Origin of the sequence: Herbidospora yilanensis, assembly GCF_001570565.1 — a bacterium.
GTDB classification, from domain to species: domain Bacteria; phylum Actinomycetota; class Actinomycetes; order Streptosporangiales; family Streptosporangiaceae; genus Herbidospora; species Herbidospora yilanensis.
Window position 1 is genome coordinate 432046 of the sequence record NZ_BBXE01000013.1, and the last position, 14520, is coordinate 446565.

General features: G+C 68.7%; 15 protein-coding genes, 3 tRNA genes and 1 other RNA gene. 10 read left to right on the forward strand and 9 right to left on the reverse strand.

Going from position 1 to position 14520, the window contains the following annotated elements:
* Window positions 1-6: 6 nt before the first annotated feature.
* The gene (locus AW273_RS02060) at window positions 7-720 is read right to left on the reverse strand and encodes an SDR family oxidoreductase (protein ID WP_063909826.1); all 714 of its coding nucleotides are present in this window, start codon (window positions 718-720) and stop codon (window positions 7-9) included.
* A 62-nt stretch (window positions 721-782) separates the two neighbouring features.
* Here AW273_RS02060 and AW273_RS02065 point away from each other — a divergent pair, with 62 nt between their 5' ends.
* From AW273_RS02065 to AW273_RS02110, 10 genes are all read left to right on the forward strand, one after another.
* Entirely contained in the window at window positions 783-1412 is a 630-nt protein-coding gene (locus tag AW273_RS02065) for a DUF899 domain-containing protein (protein ID WP_083949437.1), read from the forward strand.
* Window positions 1413-1455: 43 nt separating this feature from the next.
* Window positions 1456-1653, forward strand: a complete 198-nt coding sequence (locus tag AW273_RS02070; RefSeq protein ID WP_062344604.1) for a hypothetical protein — start codon at window positions 1456-1458, stop codon at window positions 1651-1653.
* Window positions 1643-1963, forward strand: coding sequence for a PIN domain-containing protein (locus AW273_RS02075; protein ID WP_198167965.1), 321 nt, complete (start codon window positions 1643-1645; stop codon window positions 1961-1963). Before AW273_RS02070 ends, AW273_RS02075 begins: the two co-directional genes overlap by 11 nt.
* A 301-nt stretch (window positions 1964-2264) precedes the next feature.
* Window positions 2265-2338 (forward strand) — tRNA-Leu (locus tag AW273_RS02080).
* A gap of 23 nt (window positions 2339-2361) precedes the next feature.
* Window positions 2362-2434: transfer RNA gene (locus tag AW273_RS02085), tRNA-Glu, on the forward strand.
* A 10-nt stretch (window positions 2435-2444) separates the two neighbouring features.
* Window positions 2445-2517 (forward strand) — tRNA-Glu (locus tag AW273_RS02090).
* 17 nt (window positions 2518-2534) lie between these two features.
* A complete protein-coding gene (locus tag AW273_RS02095) occupies window positions 2535-2945 on the forward strand; it encodes an NUDIX hydrolase (RefSeq protein ID WP_062344606.1) in 411 nt (136 codons plus the stop codon).
* A 404-nt stretch (window positions 2946-3349) separates the two neighbouring features.
* On the forward strand, window positions 3350-4231 hold the full coding sequence (locus AW273_RS02100) for an N-acetylglucosamine kinase (protein ID WP_232327020.1): 882 nt from the start codon (window positions 3350-3352) through the stop codon (window positions 4229-4231).
* Complete coding sequence (locus AW273_RS02105; protein WP_062344609.1) at window positions 4228-6024, forward strand: glycoside hydrolase family 9 protein; 1797 nt, start codon at window positions 4228-4230, stop codon at window positions 6022-6024. The genes AW273_RS02100 and AW273_RS02105 overlap by 4 nt, the downstream gene beginning before the upstream one ends.
* 25 nt (window positions 6025-6049) lie before the next feature.
* Window positions 6050-7252 (forward strand): ROK family transcriptional regulator, encoded by a 1203-nt coding sequence (locus AW273_RS02110; protein WP_198167966.1) that lies wholly within the window; start codon window positions 6050-6052, stop codon window positions 7250-7252.
* A 29-nt stretch (window positions 7253-7281) separates the two neighbouring features.
* On the opposite strand, the gene AW273_RS02115 is transcribed toward AW273_RS02110, so the two are convergent.
* The 8 genes from AW273_RS02115 to prfB all read right to left on the reverse strand — a co-directional run bounded on the left by AW273_RS02115 (window position 7282) and on the right by prfB (window position 14507).
* On the reverse strand, window positions 7282-7704 hold the full coding sequence (locus tag AW273_RS02115; RefSeq protein ID WP_062344613.1) for a type II toxin-antitoxin system VapC family toxin: 423 nt from the start codon (window positions 7702-7704) through the stop codon (window positions 7282-7284).
* Window positions 7701-7892: a hypothetical protein gene (locus AW273_RS02120; RefSeq protein WP_062344615.1), complete on the reverse strand. Its 192-nt coding sequence runs from the start codon at window positions 7890-7892 to the stop codon at window positions 7701-7703. Before AW273_RS02120 ends, AW273_RS02115 begins: the two co-directional genes overlap by 4 nt.
* Before the next feature lie 681 nt (window positions 7893-8573).
* Window positions 8574-8963: a transfer-messenger RNA gene (gene ssrA / locus AW273_RS02125) on the reverse strand.
* Between the two features lie 85 nt (window positions 8964-9048).
* Window positions 9049-10926: a penicillin-binding transpeptidase domain-containing protein gene (locus AW273_RS02130; protein ID WP_062344617.1), complete on the reverse strand. Its 1878-nt coding sequence runs from the start codon at window positions 10924-10926 to the stop codon at window positions 9049-9051.
* Window positions 10927-10929: 3 nt separating this feature from the next.
* On the reverse strand, window positions 10930-11412 hold the full coding sequence (gene smpB, locus AW273_RS02135; RefSeq protein WP_062344620.1) for an SsrA-binding protein SmpB: 483 nt from the start codon (window positions 11410-11412) through the stop codon (window positions 10930-10932).
* Between the two features lie 23 nt (window positions 11413-11435).
* Window positions 11436-12335 carry a permease-like cell division protein FtsX gene (ftsX, locus tag AW273_RS02140; protein ID WP_062344621.1) on the reverse strand — a complete coding sequence of 300 codons (900 nt, stop codon included), beginning with the start codon at window positions 12333-12335 and terminating at the stop codon, window positions 11436-11438.
* 9 nt (window positions 12336-12344) lie between these two features.
* The gene (ftsE, locus tag AW273_RS02145) at window positions 12345-13034 is read right to left on the reverse strand and encodes a cell division ATP-binding protein FtsE (RefSeq protein WP_062335424.1); all 690 of its coding nucleotides are present in this window, start codon (window positions 13032-13034) and stop codon (window positions 12345-12347) included.
* Between the two features lie 357 nt (window positions 13035-13391).
* The gene (gene prfB, locus AW273_RS02155) at window positions 13392-14507 is read right to left on the reverse strand and encodes a peptide chain release factor 2 (protein WP_062344625.1); all 1116 of its coding nucleotides are present in this window, start codon (window positions 14505-14507) and stop codon (window positions 13392-13394) included.
* Window positions 14508-14520: the final 13 nt, after the last annotated feature.

Below are 14520 nucleotides of genomic sequence, written 5' to 3' on the forward strand. Positions count from 1 at the left end.
AGTCTGTCAGACCAGGGTGATGCCCCCGTCGACGGTCAGCACGATCCCCGTCGAGTAGTGCTGGGTCATCAGGTAGAGGTAGGCCTTGGCCACGTCCTCGATCTCGCCCACCCGCCCGGCCAGGCTCGTGTCGGCGATCTCCTGGTACATCTCCTCGACGTGCAGCGTGCCCTGCCACAGCGGCGACCTGATCACACCGGGGGCCACGCAGTTCACCCGTACGGGCGCGAACTCCACGGCCAGCGCCTTCGTCAGCGCCTCCAGAGCCCCCGAGATCGACGCCGGCCCCGCCCACCCGAACCCCGGCCGGTCTTTGGCCACCCCCGCCGTCACGATGATGCTGCCCGAGTCGGGCATCCGGCCGCGCGCGGCCTTGGCGGCGGCCAGCGCGCCGAAGAAGCGGATCTGGAAGTACTCCCGGGCCACCGCGATGTCGAGATGCTGGACCGGGGAGATGTAGAGGGGTTCCCCGGCGGTGTAGATGAGATGGTCGAGCCGCCCGATCCGCGCGATGACGTCCTCGATGGCGTCCGGGTCGCTGAAGTCGGCGACGTCACCCCAGGCCGAATCGGGCAACTCGTCGAGGGTGCGGCGCACGTTGTCCTCGCGCGAGGAGACCACGACGACCTCGGCCCCGTTCGCCGCCGCGATCCGGGCGGCCCCGAGTCCGATGCCGGAGGTGCCCCCGAGGAGAACGACCCGCTGCCCGTCCAGTTCCATCTGCATCCTCCTTGGCCTGCGCACCCTCGGTTTCTGTCATACCCATTGGGCAGAATCCGCCTATGAGCAAACCACCAGTCGTATCACCTGAAGAGTGGCAACTTGCCCGCGATAACCTCCTGAAAGCGGAAAAGGAAGCCACACGGGCCGAAGACGCCCTGGCCGCCCAGCGCCGCCGCCTGCCCATGACCGAGTTCCGGAGCGACTACACCTTCGAGGGTCCCGACGGGCCGCGAACCCTCCTCGATCTCTTCGAGGGCCGCGACCAGTTGATCGTCTACCAGTTCATGGACAACGGCCCGCGCCATTTCTGCCCCGGCTGCACCAAGTTCACCGACAACGTCCCGGTGGGTGCGCTCCCTGCCCTGGCCGAGAAGGGCGTGAGCTGGGCGACGATCTCCAACATGCCGCTGCCGCAGATCGAGGCCTACAAGGCCGAACGCGGCTGGACCCTGCCGTTCCTGTCGTCGAACGGCACGACGTTCTCCGACGACTGCGGCGCCGGGAGAGGCTTCATGCTGAGCGTCTTCCTCCGCGACGGAGACCGGGTCTACCGCACCTACAACACGACCGCGCGAGGGGTCGACCGCCTGGTCTTCACCCACAACTTCCTCGACCTGACCCCATGGGGCCGCCAAGAGGACTGGGAGGACTCTCCGGCGGGCTGGCCCCAATACCCGACCTACGGCTGACCCACGCCGCCAGAAAGCCCACCCGAAGGACAACGATCTGATCATGGCCGTGGCCGAGGCGCTGGGCACGCAGACCCAGAAAGACACGGTCAACAGCGCGCTGCGCGAAGTTCTGGAGACCCGTCGCAGGGCCCTGGCGTTGGCACGACTCCGCGAGTCGGCGGAGGAAGGCGCATTCGACCTCGAACTTTTCGAAGACAAGCGGAACTACCGCCGCACCGGCCCGTTTCATGGCCGGTGACGCCGAACGCCACGGCTGGGATCAGGCCGCCGCCGGCCTGATCGCCGTGTGCGCTATCACGGAACTCGAGTTCTTCCACAGTGCCCGCTCCATCGCCGACCGCGGGATCGACGATCTGCGACAGGTCTTCGGATGGACTCCGGTCGACGACCGCGCCTACGACCGAGCCTGGAAGATCCAGGAAGAACTGACCAGACGCGGTCAGCACCGCAGCGCGGGCCCGGTCGACCCGGTCGTCGCGGCGACGGCCGAGATCCAAGGCGGCCATCACCGGTCAGCCCCTCCAGTGGTACGGCCCTCCGACCGGTAAATGACCCGGCCGATCCGATGAAACGGGCGGGATAAACAGTTCGCCCACGCCCTTTGACCCGCTACGGTTTTCGACAACAGCAAGCCGCTCCACTCAAGCAGGAAAGGACGATTCCATGAGTTACGAAGCCATCAGCCTTCGCTCGCACGAATCGCTTCACCTGCGCGTTCCGCTCCCGCGGCACTGGCGTTTCCCTGGTTGAAAACAAGGGGAACGACCACGAAGCCGCCAGGGAGAACCCGGCGGCTTTTCCATTGTCATCGGGGATCCATAACGGAGAGGCACCCGCCGGACGTACCGGGCCGCTCTAGCCCAACGGCAGGAGGCACCGTGCTCAGGACACGGGCAGTCGGGGTTCGAATCCCCGGGGCGGCACGCGGCAACACGCAGGAACGCAGGGCCCGTTGGTCTAGTGGTCAGGACGCCTGACTCTCACTCAGGAGATCACCGGTTCGAGCCCGGTACGGGTCACGACAGGCACGCCCCGTTGGTCTAGCGGTCAGGACGCTCGGCTTTCACCCGAGAGGACGCCGGTTCGAATCCGGTACGGGGTACGGACACACTGGCACGTATGAACGGCACCATCGACAAGATCGCCTGGATCTGCCTCCACGACGGGAAGGTCCTCGGCGTCCGGTCCCACAGCAAGGACGCCTACTACGTCCCCGGCGGCAAGCGCGAACCCGGGGAGACCGACCTCGACACGCTGGCCCGGGAGATCCGCGAGGAACTCACCGTGACGATCCTCCGGGACACGGCATCCCTGGTCGGCGTCTTCGAGGCGCCGGCCCACGGCCGGACCGACGGCGCCACCGTGAAGATCACCTGCTACACCGCCGACCACGAGGGCGAGCCGACGCCGGGCGGCGAGATCGCCGAGCTGGCCTGGCTCGCCTACGCCGACCGCGACCGGGTCTCCCCCGCCAACCAGGCCGTCTTCGACCACCTCCACCGGACCGGCCGCCTCTCTCGGGAATCGTAAGGACTGTTGCCTGACGGGCCCTGTCACGAGTTGGTGTCGCCCCTTGACCCTTACGGAAGGCCGTCTTATGGTCCCAAGAAAGTTAGGAAGACTTACTAACTTCTCGGTCATAGGAGGCACCACGTGCGCTCTCCCTCCTTCGCGGCAGCCGGACTGCTGGCCCTGACCCTGACCGCGTGCGCCGCGGGCAACCCGGCCCCGCCCGCCTCGGGCGCCTGACCATGGCGGCGACCCTGCTGGCGACCGCGCCGGTGATCGTCGTCTTCCTCTTCGCCCAGCGGGTCTTCATCGAGGGCGTCACGCTGACGGGGGTCAAAGGGTGAGGACGGTGCTCGCGGTCGACGGGGGCAACAGCAAGACCGATCTCGCCCTGGTCGCCGAAGACGGCACGGTGCTCGCCCACGGTGCGCACCGGCCCCTTCCTCCCGCAGAGCGCGGGCGTCGAGGCCGCCGTCGGCGTGGTCGACCGGGCCGCCCGCGACCTGCTCGGCGCGGCCCCGCCCTACGCCGACGTGCTGGCCGCCTACCTGGCCGGGGCCGACTTCCCCCCCGAGGAGGAGGCGCTGCGCGCGGAGTTCCGGCGGCGCGGCTGCGCCGGGGAGGTGGACGTCGCCAACGACGTCTTCGCCGTGCTGCGCGCCGGGGCGTCGCGGCCGTGGGGTGTCTCGGTGGTGTGCGGGGCCGGCATCAACGCCGTCGGCGTCGCCCCGTCGGGCGAGGTGGCGCGCTCCCCCGCGCTCGGCCGGCGGAGCGGCGACTGGGGCGGCGGCGAGGAACTGGCCGACTGGATCCTGTGGCACGCCGCCCACATGGAGGACGGCCGGGGCCCGTCGACCGCGCTGGCCGACCTGGTCGTCGGCCACTTCGGCACGGCCACCGTCGAAGAGGTGGTGCTGTCACTGCATTTCGGCGATTTGTCCCCGGCTAGGCTGCATGAGCTCGTCCCGGGCCTGTTCGCCGTCGCGGCCGGCGGCGACCCCGTGGCCAGGGAGGTGGTCACCCGCCAGGCCGAGGAGGTCGCGGTGCTGGCGCGCGTCTGCCTCGAACGGCTCCACCTGCTGGACGTCGCCACCGAGGTGGTGCTCGGCGGCAGCGTCCTGACCGCCGAAGATCCGTTCATGCACGACCTGATCGAGGCCGCGATCGGCGCGAGCGCACCCCGCGCGACGGTCGTGGTCAGCACGCTTCCCCCGGTCGCGGGCGCCGCCCTGGCCGGACTGGACCTGCTCCACGCGGACGAGTCCGCGCGCACCCGTGTTCGTGATCACTTCAGGAGGAGCGAATGACCAGGCTGTTCCCCGCCGCCCTCGCGCTGGCGCTGGTGGCGTGCGCGACCACCGCCCCGGCATGGGCCGACGCCACCCCCGCCCACGTCCGGGTGGACCAGGTCGGCTTCCTGCCGGGCGAGAGCAAGCACGCCTATCTGATGACGAGCGGCGCCGGCGGCCGCTTCACCGTGGTCGACCACCGCGGCCGGACCGTACTCGCCGGCCACACCGGCCGCGACCGGGGCGCCTGGAACAGCGCTTACCCCCACGTCTACGACCTCGACGTCTCGAAGCTGCGCACCCCGGGCCGCTACCGCGTCAAGGCCGGCGGCACCACCTCGGCCGAGTTCCAGATCGCCCCCAAGCACAACCCGGCCACCGACATCCTGGGCTTCTTCGGCCTCCAGCGGGACACCACCCACCACAACGACCGCGCCGCCTCGGTCTACGACTGGCCCACGTTCACCGGCCCCGACACCGACCAGATCAAGGGCGAACTGACCAAGGTCGGCGGCCCGGTCGACGTGGAGGGCGGCTGGTTCGACGCGGGCGACTACCTGAAGTTCACCCACATCCTGTCGTACGTCGACACCCTCCTCTGGGCGGCCCAGCGCGACGGGAAGGTCCACACCCAGGCGCTGCGCGACGAGGCGGCTCACGGCCTGAAGTACCTCGACAAGATGTGGGACGAGAAGTCCAAGACCCTCTACATCCAGGTCGGCGTCGGCGCCGGCAACGAGGAGGGCACCTTCGTCGGCGACCACGACATCTGGCGCCTCCCGCAGGCCGACGACGGCGACACCGCCGAGGGCCACCAGTTCATCCGCAACCGCCCGGTGTTCCGCGCCGCCGCCCCCGGCCGGCCGATCAGCCCCAACCTCGCGGGCCGCACCGCCGCCGCCTTCGCCCTGGCCGCCCAGATGGAGCCCGACCGCAGGAAGGCCGCCCACCTGCTGGACCAGGCCGCCTCCGTGTACACGATGGCCAAGACCACCGACGTGGGCCGCCTCGTGACCTCGTTGCCGCACGCCTTCTACCCCGAGAGCGTCTGGCGCGACGACATGGAACTCGGCGCCACCCAGATGACCCTGGCCGCCCAGCGCCTCCGCGACCCGAGGGCGGGCAGGTGGCTGGCCGACGCCGCCCGCTGGGCCCGCGGCTACCTCGACGCCGACCAGGGCGACACCCTCAACCTGTACGACGTCAGCGCCCTCGCCCACGCCGACCTGATCACCGCCATCAGGGCCGCGCGGGCCAGGGGCCTGGCCGTCTCGGAGGCCGACCTGATCGCCGGCCTGAAGGCGCAGCTCGACATCGGCACGGCTCGCGCCGCCAAGGACCCCTTCCGCGCCGGCGCCCAGCACGACGAGTTCGACTCCGTCCCGCACGCCTTCGGCCTCGCCGCCACCACCCACCTCTACCGCAAGGTGACCGGCGACCGCTCCTACGACGCCTTCGGCACCCAGCAGCGCAACTGGACCCTCGGCGCCAACCCGTGGGGCGTCTCGTTCGTGGCCGGCGCGGGCGCCAACTCCATCGCCTGCCCGCACCACCAGATCGCCAACATCACCGGCAGGCCCGCCACCGGCGCCGTCGTGAACGGCCCCAACAGCGCCGACCTGTTCGAAGACGGCCTCGGCGGCCACTTCGACGAGATGCCCCCCTGCCCGCCCGACGGCCTCGACCGCTACCACGAGTTCACCGGCCACGGCAGCCGCTTCGTCGACGACGTCCGCTCCTGGCAGGCCTCCGAACCGGCCGACGATTTCGCCGCCATCGCGCTGTACGCTTTGACCCTCACATCGTCATGATCATCGCCGCGGAGATGGAGCTGAAGTGAAGCCTCCCCTTCACGGGACCCCCAGCCTGATGCGCGCGATCAACGAAGGCCGGGCCCTCCGGGTCCTGCTCGAACGCGGCCCGCTGACCCGTCCCGAGATCGGCGAACTCACCGGCCTCTCCAAACCGACGGCCTTCCAGCTCCTGGCCCGCCTCCAAGAGGCGGGCCTGGTGGTCGCCGACGGCATCCGCGCCGGCCAGCCTGGCCCGACGGCCGAGATCTACCGCATCAACCCCGACTCGGCCTACGTCGCCGCCCTGGACGTCACCCACGACCGCATCAGCGTCCAGATCGCCGACCTCACCGGCACGATCCGGGGCGAACACGCCGTCACCCTGACCGAAGGAGTGCGCGGCCCGCTGGTCGACCGCCTGAGGGCGGCGATCGACGCGGCCGCCCCTCCCGGCCCCCTGCGCCGGATCGTGATCGGCGTCCAGGGCGCCGTCGACCCCACCACCGGCCTGCTGTCGTACGCCACCGACGAGGACCTGCCCGGCTGGCGCATCCCCGACCTGCTGCCGACCCTGCGCGAGGGCCTGGGCACGGAGGTCGACGTGGAGAACGACGTCAACCTCGTGGCCCTGGCCGAACAGGCCCACGGCGCGGCCACCGACTTCTCCGACTTCGTCCTGCTGTGGGCCGACGAGGGCCTCGGCTCGGCCCTGGTCATAGGGGGCCGCCTGCACCGGGGCTTCTTCGGCGGCGCGGGCGAGGTGGGCTACATGCCCACGCCGGGCGTGGCCACCGCCCGCGACGGCGGCCGATTCGGCCACCACGGCTACCAGGCCCTGGTGGGCGGCCCCGCCGTCCATGACCTGCTCCGCACCTACGGCGTGGAGGCCCCCGACTTCCGCCGCGCCGTGTCGGCCGCGGTCACCCTGTCCGAGGGCACCGACCGCGCGGCGGAAGAGGCCCGCGCGGGCCTGCGCCTGGTGGCCTCCCGGCTGGCGGTGGGCCTGGCGGCCATCGCGTCGGTCGTCGACCCGGGGCTGGTGGTGCTGACGGGCGGGTTGCCGGCGGCGGGCGGCGAACTGCTGCGCGACCTGGTCGAACGGGAACTGCACGCGCTGACACACTCACGGCCGCAGGTGCGGTTGTCGGCGCTGGAGGGGAACCCGGTGCTGGCGGGGGCGCTGGAGCTGGGGCTGACGTCCGTACGGGAAGAACTCTTCGAGGGCGTCCTGGTCAGCCGCTCGTAGACCGTCGACACGGACCTGCTGTCATCCAGTCAAGCAGTGGCGTCGGGTGGGCGCGGCACGGCCACGATCTCCACCATGTCCTCGATGCCGGCGAAATCCTTGGGATTGGCGGTATACAAAGGGAGCCCGTTGCTGGCGGCAATCGCCGCGATCATCAGATCGGCCACCCTGCCCTGCGGCTGCCGACCACCGGCACGGACGGCCGCACAGATCTGGCCGTACATTCGAGCGGCCTCGTCGTCGTAGGGCAGCGCGTCGAATGTGGCCTCGACATGTTGCAGAACCGCCATCCGCCGAGCCCGCCTGATCGGATCGTTGGTCGCATGGGGCGCGTCGGACAACTCGCCGAGCGTCACAGCGGTGATGAGCACCGCCTCCGGAAGTTGGTCGGGGTTGTGGAGAGACAACACCGCCACGATGTTGGTATCCAGCACACCTTCCGCGTGTCTCACAGACCGGTCCCCTCAAGCGGATCGTGAGGCAGCTCTTGATCGATGCCGGCGTCCAAGTCCGCACGCAACTCGTCGACATCAAGCGCGGGAGCGCCAGCGAAGATCGCCAACACCTCATTCGCCGGAACGGCACGCCGACGCTTGATCGGGACGACATCGGCAAGCGGCTCACCATTGATCGTCAGCACATACCGCTGCCCCCGTCGTAGCCCTCGCGTAACACTCCCCGAGTCGCTGACGAACTGCCGCACACTGACATCGACTGGCCGTGATCTTCCGCTCATCTCCGCCCCTCCGCCCTGTACCACGCCGTACCACGCTAACACCCCAGCCCTCACACGGGCGACGTCGAGCGAAGTGAGACCTCCCAAAGGGAGCGCCGGTAACGCCTGCCAAAGTCGCCAAAAGCAGCCCACATGTGAGATGAGAGTCGTCACCCACCTATACGTAGTTAGGCGAACCAGCACTCTCCCGAACACTTACCTTTTGGGAGAAATGTCGCCATACACTGCACGCAGTCTTGACGCTGGGCCGCTCCGGCGTGCGGTCGGCCCGCATATCGACACATCGCCATCCCCGGCATAACGCCGTCCGTCTCCGAACTGACTCCAATCAGACCGAGCGAAGCGAGATCCACCCGAGCGAAGCGAGGCCCTACCAGGGAGCGCGAGGGGCGGAGCCCTTCGCAAGGAAGCGACAGCGACCCCGGAGCGAAGCGACGGAAGGGGCGCGAACGCGCACCAGGGGAGCGCGAGGGGGCGAAGCCCTCTCGTATCGGGGGGTTCGGGGGGTCGTCCCCCCGTATGCACAAACGAGAGAGGCCCGTGGCAGGTGCCCCGAAGGGGCAACAACCACGGGCCGTCCCGAGCGAGTGGAGGTGGCGGGAATCGAACCCGCGTCCTTCAGCACCGAGTCAGGGCTTCTCCGGGCGCAGCCTGTTTAGCGTTTTCTCAGCCCCGGCGCTCTCACAGGCGAGTCGCCGACGGGCTCATCCGCTGTTTGTTTTCCCATCCTCCCCCGCGGCCGGCGAAGATGGTGGAGCCTCCTAGCGATGCCAGATCCCGGGCCGGAGGCGGTCCCGGGCTGACACGGTTTAACTCGTCTGCTTAGGCAGCGAGAGCCAGGGAACCCTGGCTAACCGAAGTGGCCTTGGTATTGGCACTTATTTGTTCGCGGACACAGTGTTAACGAGGTTATGTCCGCCGTCCTCGGCCCGCTTCCCCTGGCTTGTAATGCCAAAGTCGAAACCGGTCACCCCCTGTGCAGTTGTCAAACCCGTCCGCGCAAGCGTCCGGACACCACAACTTTACCGGTACAACCACCCGGCCGCGAACAGGTATTCCCTCATGGCGCGAGCGCGCCGAAGAACGACCCGGCGACGGCGGGGGCGGCGCCGGGCACGCCGGTCTCGACCATGGCGGCGATGGCGATGTCGCCCTGCCAGCCGACGAACCAGGAGAGCTGACGGCGCTGCTTCTTCTCGGTGAAGGCGACGTGGGAGGCGACGCCGTAGACCTCGGCCCCGGCGACCGAGGCGGCCTTGGCGGAGCCGCTGGTCACTCCGGCTCTCATGAGGGTGCGGAGCGTGGCGACGCGCCCGGGGTCGAGGTTGATCGGCTTGGGCGGGGTGGCGGGGGTGACGATCTCGGAGCTGACGTCGGGCAGGGCGGGGCTGCTGACGAGGACGGGCGGGCGCCAGGTGCCCGACTGGACGGCCGCGGCGACCAGGGCCATCGCGAGGGGGCTGACCTGCACGCTCGTGCCGGCGATGACCTTGGCGCGGGTGGCGTCGGTGGCGGGGGCGGGCACGTGGCCGCTGTGACCGGGGAGCGGGAGGCTCCAGTCGGCGCCGATGCCGAACTGCTGGGCGCTGAGGAGCAGGTCGTCGCTCTTGACCATGCGGGCCAGGGAGGCCAGGGCGGTGACGCAGCCGTGGGCGAAGTCGGCCTCGAAGGTGGGGGCGGCGGCGGTGACGCCGACCTGCTGGAAGCGCGCGCCGCCGACGGTGCGGTCGGCGGTGCAGGGGATCTTCGCCTGGGTGTCGAGGTCGGCCTTGAGCAGCGCGTCGGTGGAGACGATGGAGAACGCGGTGCCGGGCGGGAACTTGCCGGCGAGGGCGTCGCGCTGCTGGTGGAAGCCCTTGGTCGCGATGGCGCGGATCTCACCGGTGGAGGCCTGGACGGCGACCAGCGCGGCCGGCTGGGTGCCGGCGACGGCCAGGTCGGCGGCCTGCTGCATGGCGGTGTCGAGGGTGGTGCGGACCGGGGTGTTCTTGCGGCCGGGCCACGACTTGAGCTCCTTGACCTGCTCCCACGTCTTGGTGTCGAGGATGACGACGCGGGTCTCGGTGGAGCCGGTGAGCTGGTCTTGGTAGGCCTTCTGGAGGCCGTCGCGGCCGACGGTGTCTCCGGCCCGCTGGGGGCCGCCGAGTTGCTGTTCGCTCTCGGGGGTGACGGCGTTGACGCGGCCGACGATCTGGGCGGGCGACTTGGGCGCGACCGGAGGGTGGACCTCGGCGATGGTGAGGCCGGTGATGGCCTTCAGCTTGGGGGCCAGCTCGCGGTATTTGTTCGGCCCGAAGGTGGCGAGCTGGACCGCGTCGGTCGGCGGGGCCGACAGGATGCGGCTGAGCAGGCGGTCCTGTGCGAACCCGGTGATCTTGGAGAGCTCCTCGCAGACCTTGGCCGGGTCGGTCAGGTTGGCGGGGACCACCTGGGCGACGAACTGGGTGTCGTCTTCCTGCAGGGTGTCGCCGTTGCGGTCGATGATCGGCTGGCGGCCCTCGGGGTCGATCTTCACCGCGAGCCGCTGGCCCGCGTGGAGGTCGGGGTGGACGACCTCCGGCGACCAGTGCACCTTCCACCGGCCGCCGACGAGCCGCAGCGGGAGCACGCTGTCGTACTCCCACAGCGGGTTGTTCTCGCCCAGGTTGACCTCGGCGGAGAAGTTGGCGGAGGCGGTGTCGCCCGCAAGGCTGATGGTGCCGAGGGCGAAGCGGATCGACGCGGCGTCGAGGTGGAGGCTGACGTCACCGAGCGCCTTCACCACCGTGGCCTGGTCTGCGTCGGCCCGGCGGGCGGCCATCTCGTAGTCGCCGCTCTGCCACCCCACGAGGAAGTCGCGGACCGCCTCGTGGGGGGAGGGTTCCTCGAAGCAGGCGGTCAGGCCCGGCGTGAGCACCGCCAGCACCAGAGCCAGCCGGAGGGGACGACTGGAAACCACGGCCTAGCGGCCCCCCTTGCGCCGGATGGCGCTCGACATGGCCCGCTGCATATCCCGGTTGTCCTGCTTCTCACGGAGGGTCTGACGCTTGTCGTAGTCCTTCTTACCGCGGGCGATGCCGACCTCGATCTTGGCCCGGCCGTCTTTGAAGTAGAGGGCCAGGGGGATCAGGGTGAGGCCCTTCTCCTTCAGCGTCGCGTGGATCTTGCCGATCTCCTTGCGGTGCAGGAGCAGCTTGCGCTTGCGCTTGGAGGAGTGGTTCGTCCAGGTGCCCTGGGCGTATTCAGGGATGTGGACGTTGTAGAGCCACGCCTCGTCCTCTTCGACCGCGGCGAACCCGTCGGTGAGGTTGGCGCGGCCCTCCCGCAGCGACTTCACCTCGGTGCCGGTCAGGACCAGACCGGCCTCGTAGGTGTCTTCGATGAAGTATTCGTGACGGGCACGTTTGTTCTGGGCGATGACCTTGCGCCCGGTCTCACGAGGCATGGCAAGAGCCTACCGGCGGCTCGTCACACCCGCAGATAACGGCGGAGCGTGATGAACGAGGCGAGGATACAGATGATCACGCCGATGGCCATCGTGCCGGAGATGATCCCGGCGACGGTGTTCCAGCCGAGGGCTTCGGGGATGAAGTTCTGGATGCTGTCGAAGATCAGGACCTTGCTGGTGATGAGCATGACGGCGGCCAGGACGCCGCCGATCAGACCCGCGATGACACCCTCAAGGACGAACGGCAACTGGATGTAGACGTTGGAGGCGCCCACCAGCCGCATGATGCCGGTCTCGCGGCGGCGGTTGAAGGCCGACAGCCGGACCGTGTTGCCGATCAGCAGGGTGGCGGCGAAGACCATCGCGAAGGCGACCGACAGGGCCATCCACTGGAGCTTGTCCATGAAGCCGAAGTAGCTGTCGAGGAGCTGGCGCTGGTTGACGATGTTGGAGACGCCGGCCTGGCCGGTCAGCTCCTCGGTCACCGCCGCCGACTGGTCGGGGTCGCCCAGCTTGACCCGGAACGACTCCGGCATGTCTTCCACCTTGAGGAAGGAGGCGAAGACGTTGTTCGACTGGTTGTCGAGGAAGTTCTTGTAGGCCGTGGCGGAGTCTTCGAAGATCACATCCTCGACCTGCGGCATGCCCTTGATGACCGCCTCGAGCGCGGTCTTCTGCTCCTCGGAGATCCCCTTCTTGTCGGTGCACGGCTCGAAGGGGGAGTTCTCCTTGCACAGGTAGACCGAGAGCTCGACCTTGTCGGACCAGTAGCTGGTCATGCTCGAGACCTGTGAGTTGATCATCAGCCCGATGCCGAGCAGCGCCATGCCGACGGCAACGGTCACGATGACCGCGATGGTCATCGTGAGGTTGCGACGGAGGCCGATCCAGACCTCGGAGAAGATGAAATTCGCCCGCATGCTTCCTTCTTAGTAAGCCTGGCCGTAGACACCCCGCGACTGGTCGCGGACGATCTTGCCATCCTCCAGCTCCACCACACGCTTGCGCATGGAGTCCACGATGGCGGCGTCGTGCGTCGCCATGAGGACGGTGGTGCCGGTCCTGTTGATGCGGTCGAGCACCTTCATGATGCCGATGCTCGTCGCGGGGTCGATGTTTCCCGTCGGCTCGTCGGCCAGCAGGATCATCGGACGGTTGACGAAGGCCCGCGCCATGGCCACCCGCTGCTGCTCGCCACCCGACAGCTCGTCGGGCATGCGGTGGGCCTTTCCTTCGAGGCCGACCAGCTCGATGACCTCGGGGACGACCTTGCGGATGAAACGGCGCGGCTTGCCGATGACCTCAAGGGCGAACGCCACGTTCTCGTAGACGTTCTTGTTGGGCAGCAGCCGGAAGTCCTGGAAGACGCATCCGATGCGGCGCCGGAGGTGGGGCACCTTGAAGTTGGAGAGTTTGGAGAGGTCCTTGCCGGCGACGTGAATGGCGCCGGAGTTGGGCCGCTCCTCTTTGAGGACCAGGCGGAGGAACGTCGACTTTCCCGAACCCGACGGCCCCACGAGGAACACGAACTCGCCCTTGTCGACGTCGACCGAGATGTGGTCGAGCGCAGGGCGATTCTGGTTCACATAGACCTTGGTGACATTATCGAAATGGATCACGGGCGCATCACGGCATGCCAGTCTAGGGGGCGGGGGACATCCATACCGGGGTGCGCCGGTCTCTTTGCTCCAGATCGACGTTCCGGTTGGCCAGAGCTCAGTCTAGGGGTAACACTGGCATGGAACGTCCATAACGGAAACAAAACGATTAGGGCATAGGTAAAGGGCCGATGAGCTGCGAACACTTGGTATGCGCCGCGTGCGCCGCACCTGTGGTGGAGGGTCGCTGCCCCTCCTGCCGTGCCGCCAGGGAGAAGATGCACCAGCACGGATTCCTGGGATTGCCACCCCTTCTGGTGGCTCTTGTGATAGTGCTCGCCCTCGCCCTGACGGCGCTGAAGGTCGCCTACAGCTGACCTATTCCTGGCCCGACTCCTGGCGGCGCATCCAGCGGATCTCACCCTCGATGAACTCGTCGAGGTCGCCGTCGAGCACCGCCGTCGGGTTGCCGGCCTCGACCCCCGTGCGCAGGTCTTTGACGATCTGGTAGGGGTGCAGCACGTAGTTGCGGATCTGGGTGCCCCACGAGCTGGTGGACTCGCCGCGCAGCTCGCTCATCGCGGCGGCCTCTTCCTGCCGCTTGCGCTCCAGGAGCTTGGCCTGGAGGACGGCCATCGCCGAGGCGCGGTTCTGGAGCTGCGACCGCTCGTTCTGGCACGACACCACGATGCCCGTCGGCAGGTGGGTGATGCGCACCGCCGAGTCGGTGGTGTTGACGCCCTGGCCGCCGGGGCCCGACGACCGGTAGACGTCGACCCGCAGATCGTCTTCGTTGATGTCGATGTGGTCGGTCTGCTCGACCACGGGCACGATGTCGACCCCGGCGAAGGAGGTCTGGCGGCGGCCCTGGTTGTCGAAGGGGCTGATGCGGACCAGCCGGTGGGTGCCGTGCTCGCCGCGCAGGGTGCCGTAGGCGTAGGGCGCCTTGACCGTGAAGGTGGCGCTCTTGATGCCGGCCTCTTCGGCGTAGGAGGTGTCGTAGACCTCGGTGCCGTAGCCCTTGCGCTCGGCCCAGCGCAGGTACATGCGCAGCAGCATCTCGGCCCAGTCGGCCGCGTCGACGCCGCCGGCCTGGGAGTTGATCGTCACCAGGGCTTCGCGGGCGTCGTATTCGCCGGCCAGGAGGGTGCGGACCTCCATGGCACCGATGTCGGCCCGCAGGGAGGACAGTTCCTTGTCGGCCTCGGCCAGGGTGTCGTCGTCGCCCTCTTCGGCGGCCAGTTCGTAGAGGACCTTGAGGTCTTCCAGCCGGGAGGTGAGACCCTCGACCCTGTTCACCTCGCCCTGGAGGTGGGAGAGCTTGCTCGTGACCTTCTGGGCGGCCTCGGGGTCGTTCCACAGGTCGGGTGCCGCGGCCTGTTCGCCCAGCTCGGCGATCTGCTTGCGCAGGCTGTCGAGGTCGAGCACGTCCTGAATGCTGTTCAGGGTGCCGGTAAGCTCGTTGATCTCTTCTGCTGGATCGATGGCTGCCACGTTTCTAAAGGGT

Bases quoted from the DNA above. Each gene is read 5' to 3' on its own strand.
- AW273_RS02060 (WP_063909826.1), bottom strand. From the start codon at position 720: ATGGAACTGGACGGGCAGCGGGTCGTTCTCCTCGGGGGCACCTCCGGC.
- AW273_RS02065 (WP_083949437.1), top strand. From the start codon at position 783: ATGAGCAAACCACCAGTCGTATCACCTGAAGAGTGGCAACTTGCCCGC.
- AW273_RS02070 (WP_062344604.1), top strand. From the start codon at position 1,456: ATGGCCGTGGCCGAGGCGCTGGGCACGCAGACCCAGAAAGACACGGTC.
- AW273_RS02075 (WP_198167965.1), top strand. From the start codon at position 1,643: ATGGCCGGTGACGCCGAACGCCACGGCTGGGATCAGGCCGCCGCCGGC.
- AW273_RS02095 (WP_062344606.1), top strand. From the start codon at position 2,535: ATGAACGGCACCATCGACAAGATCGCCTGGATCTGCCTCCACGACGGG.
- AW273_RS02105 (WP_062344609.1), top strand. From the start codon at position 4,228: ATGACCAGGCTGTTCCCCGCCGCCCTCGCGCTGGCGCTGGTGGCGTGC.
- smpB (WP_062344620.1), bottom strand. From the start codon at position 11,412: ATGCCTCGTGAGACCGGGCGCAAGGTCATCGCCCAGAACAAACGTGCC.
- ftsX (WP_062344621.1), bottom strand. From the start codon at position 12,335: ATGCGGGCGAATTTCATCTTCTCCGAGGTCTGGATCGGCCTCCGTCGC.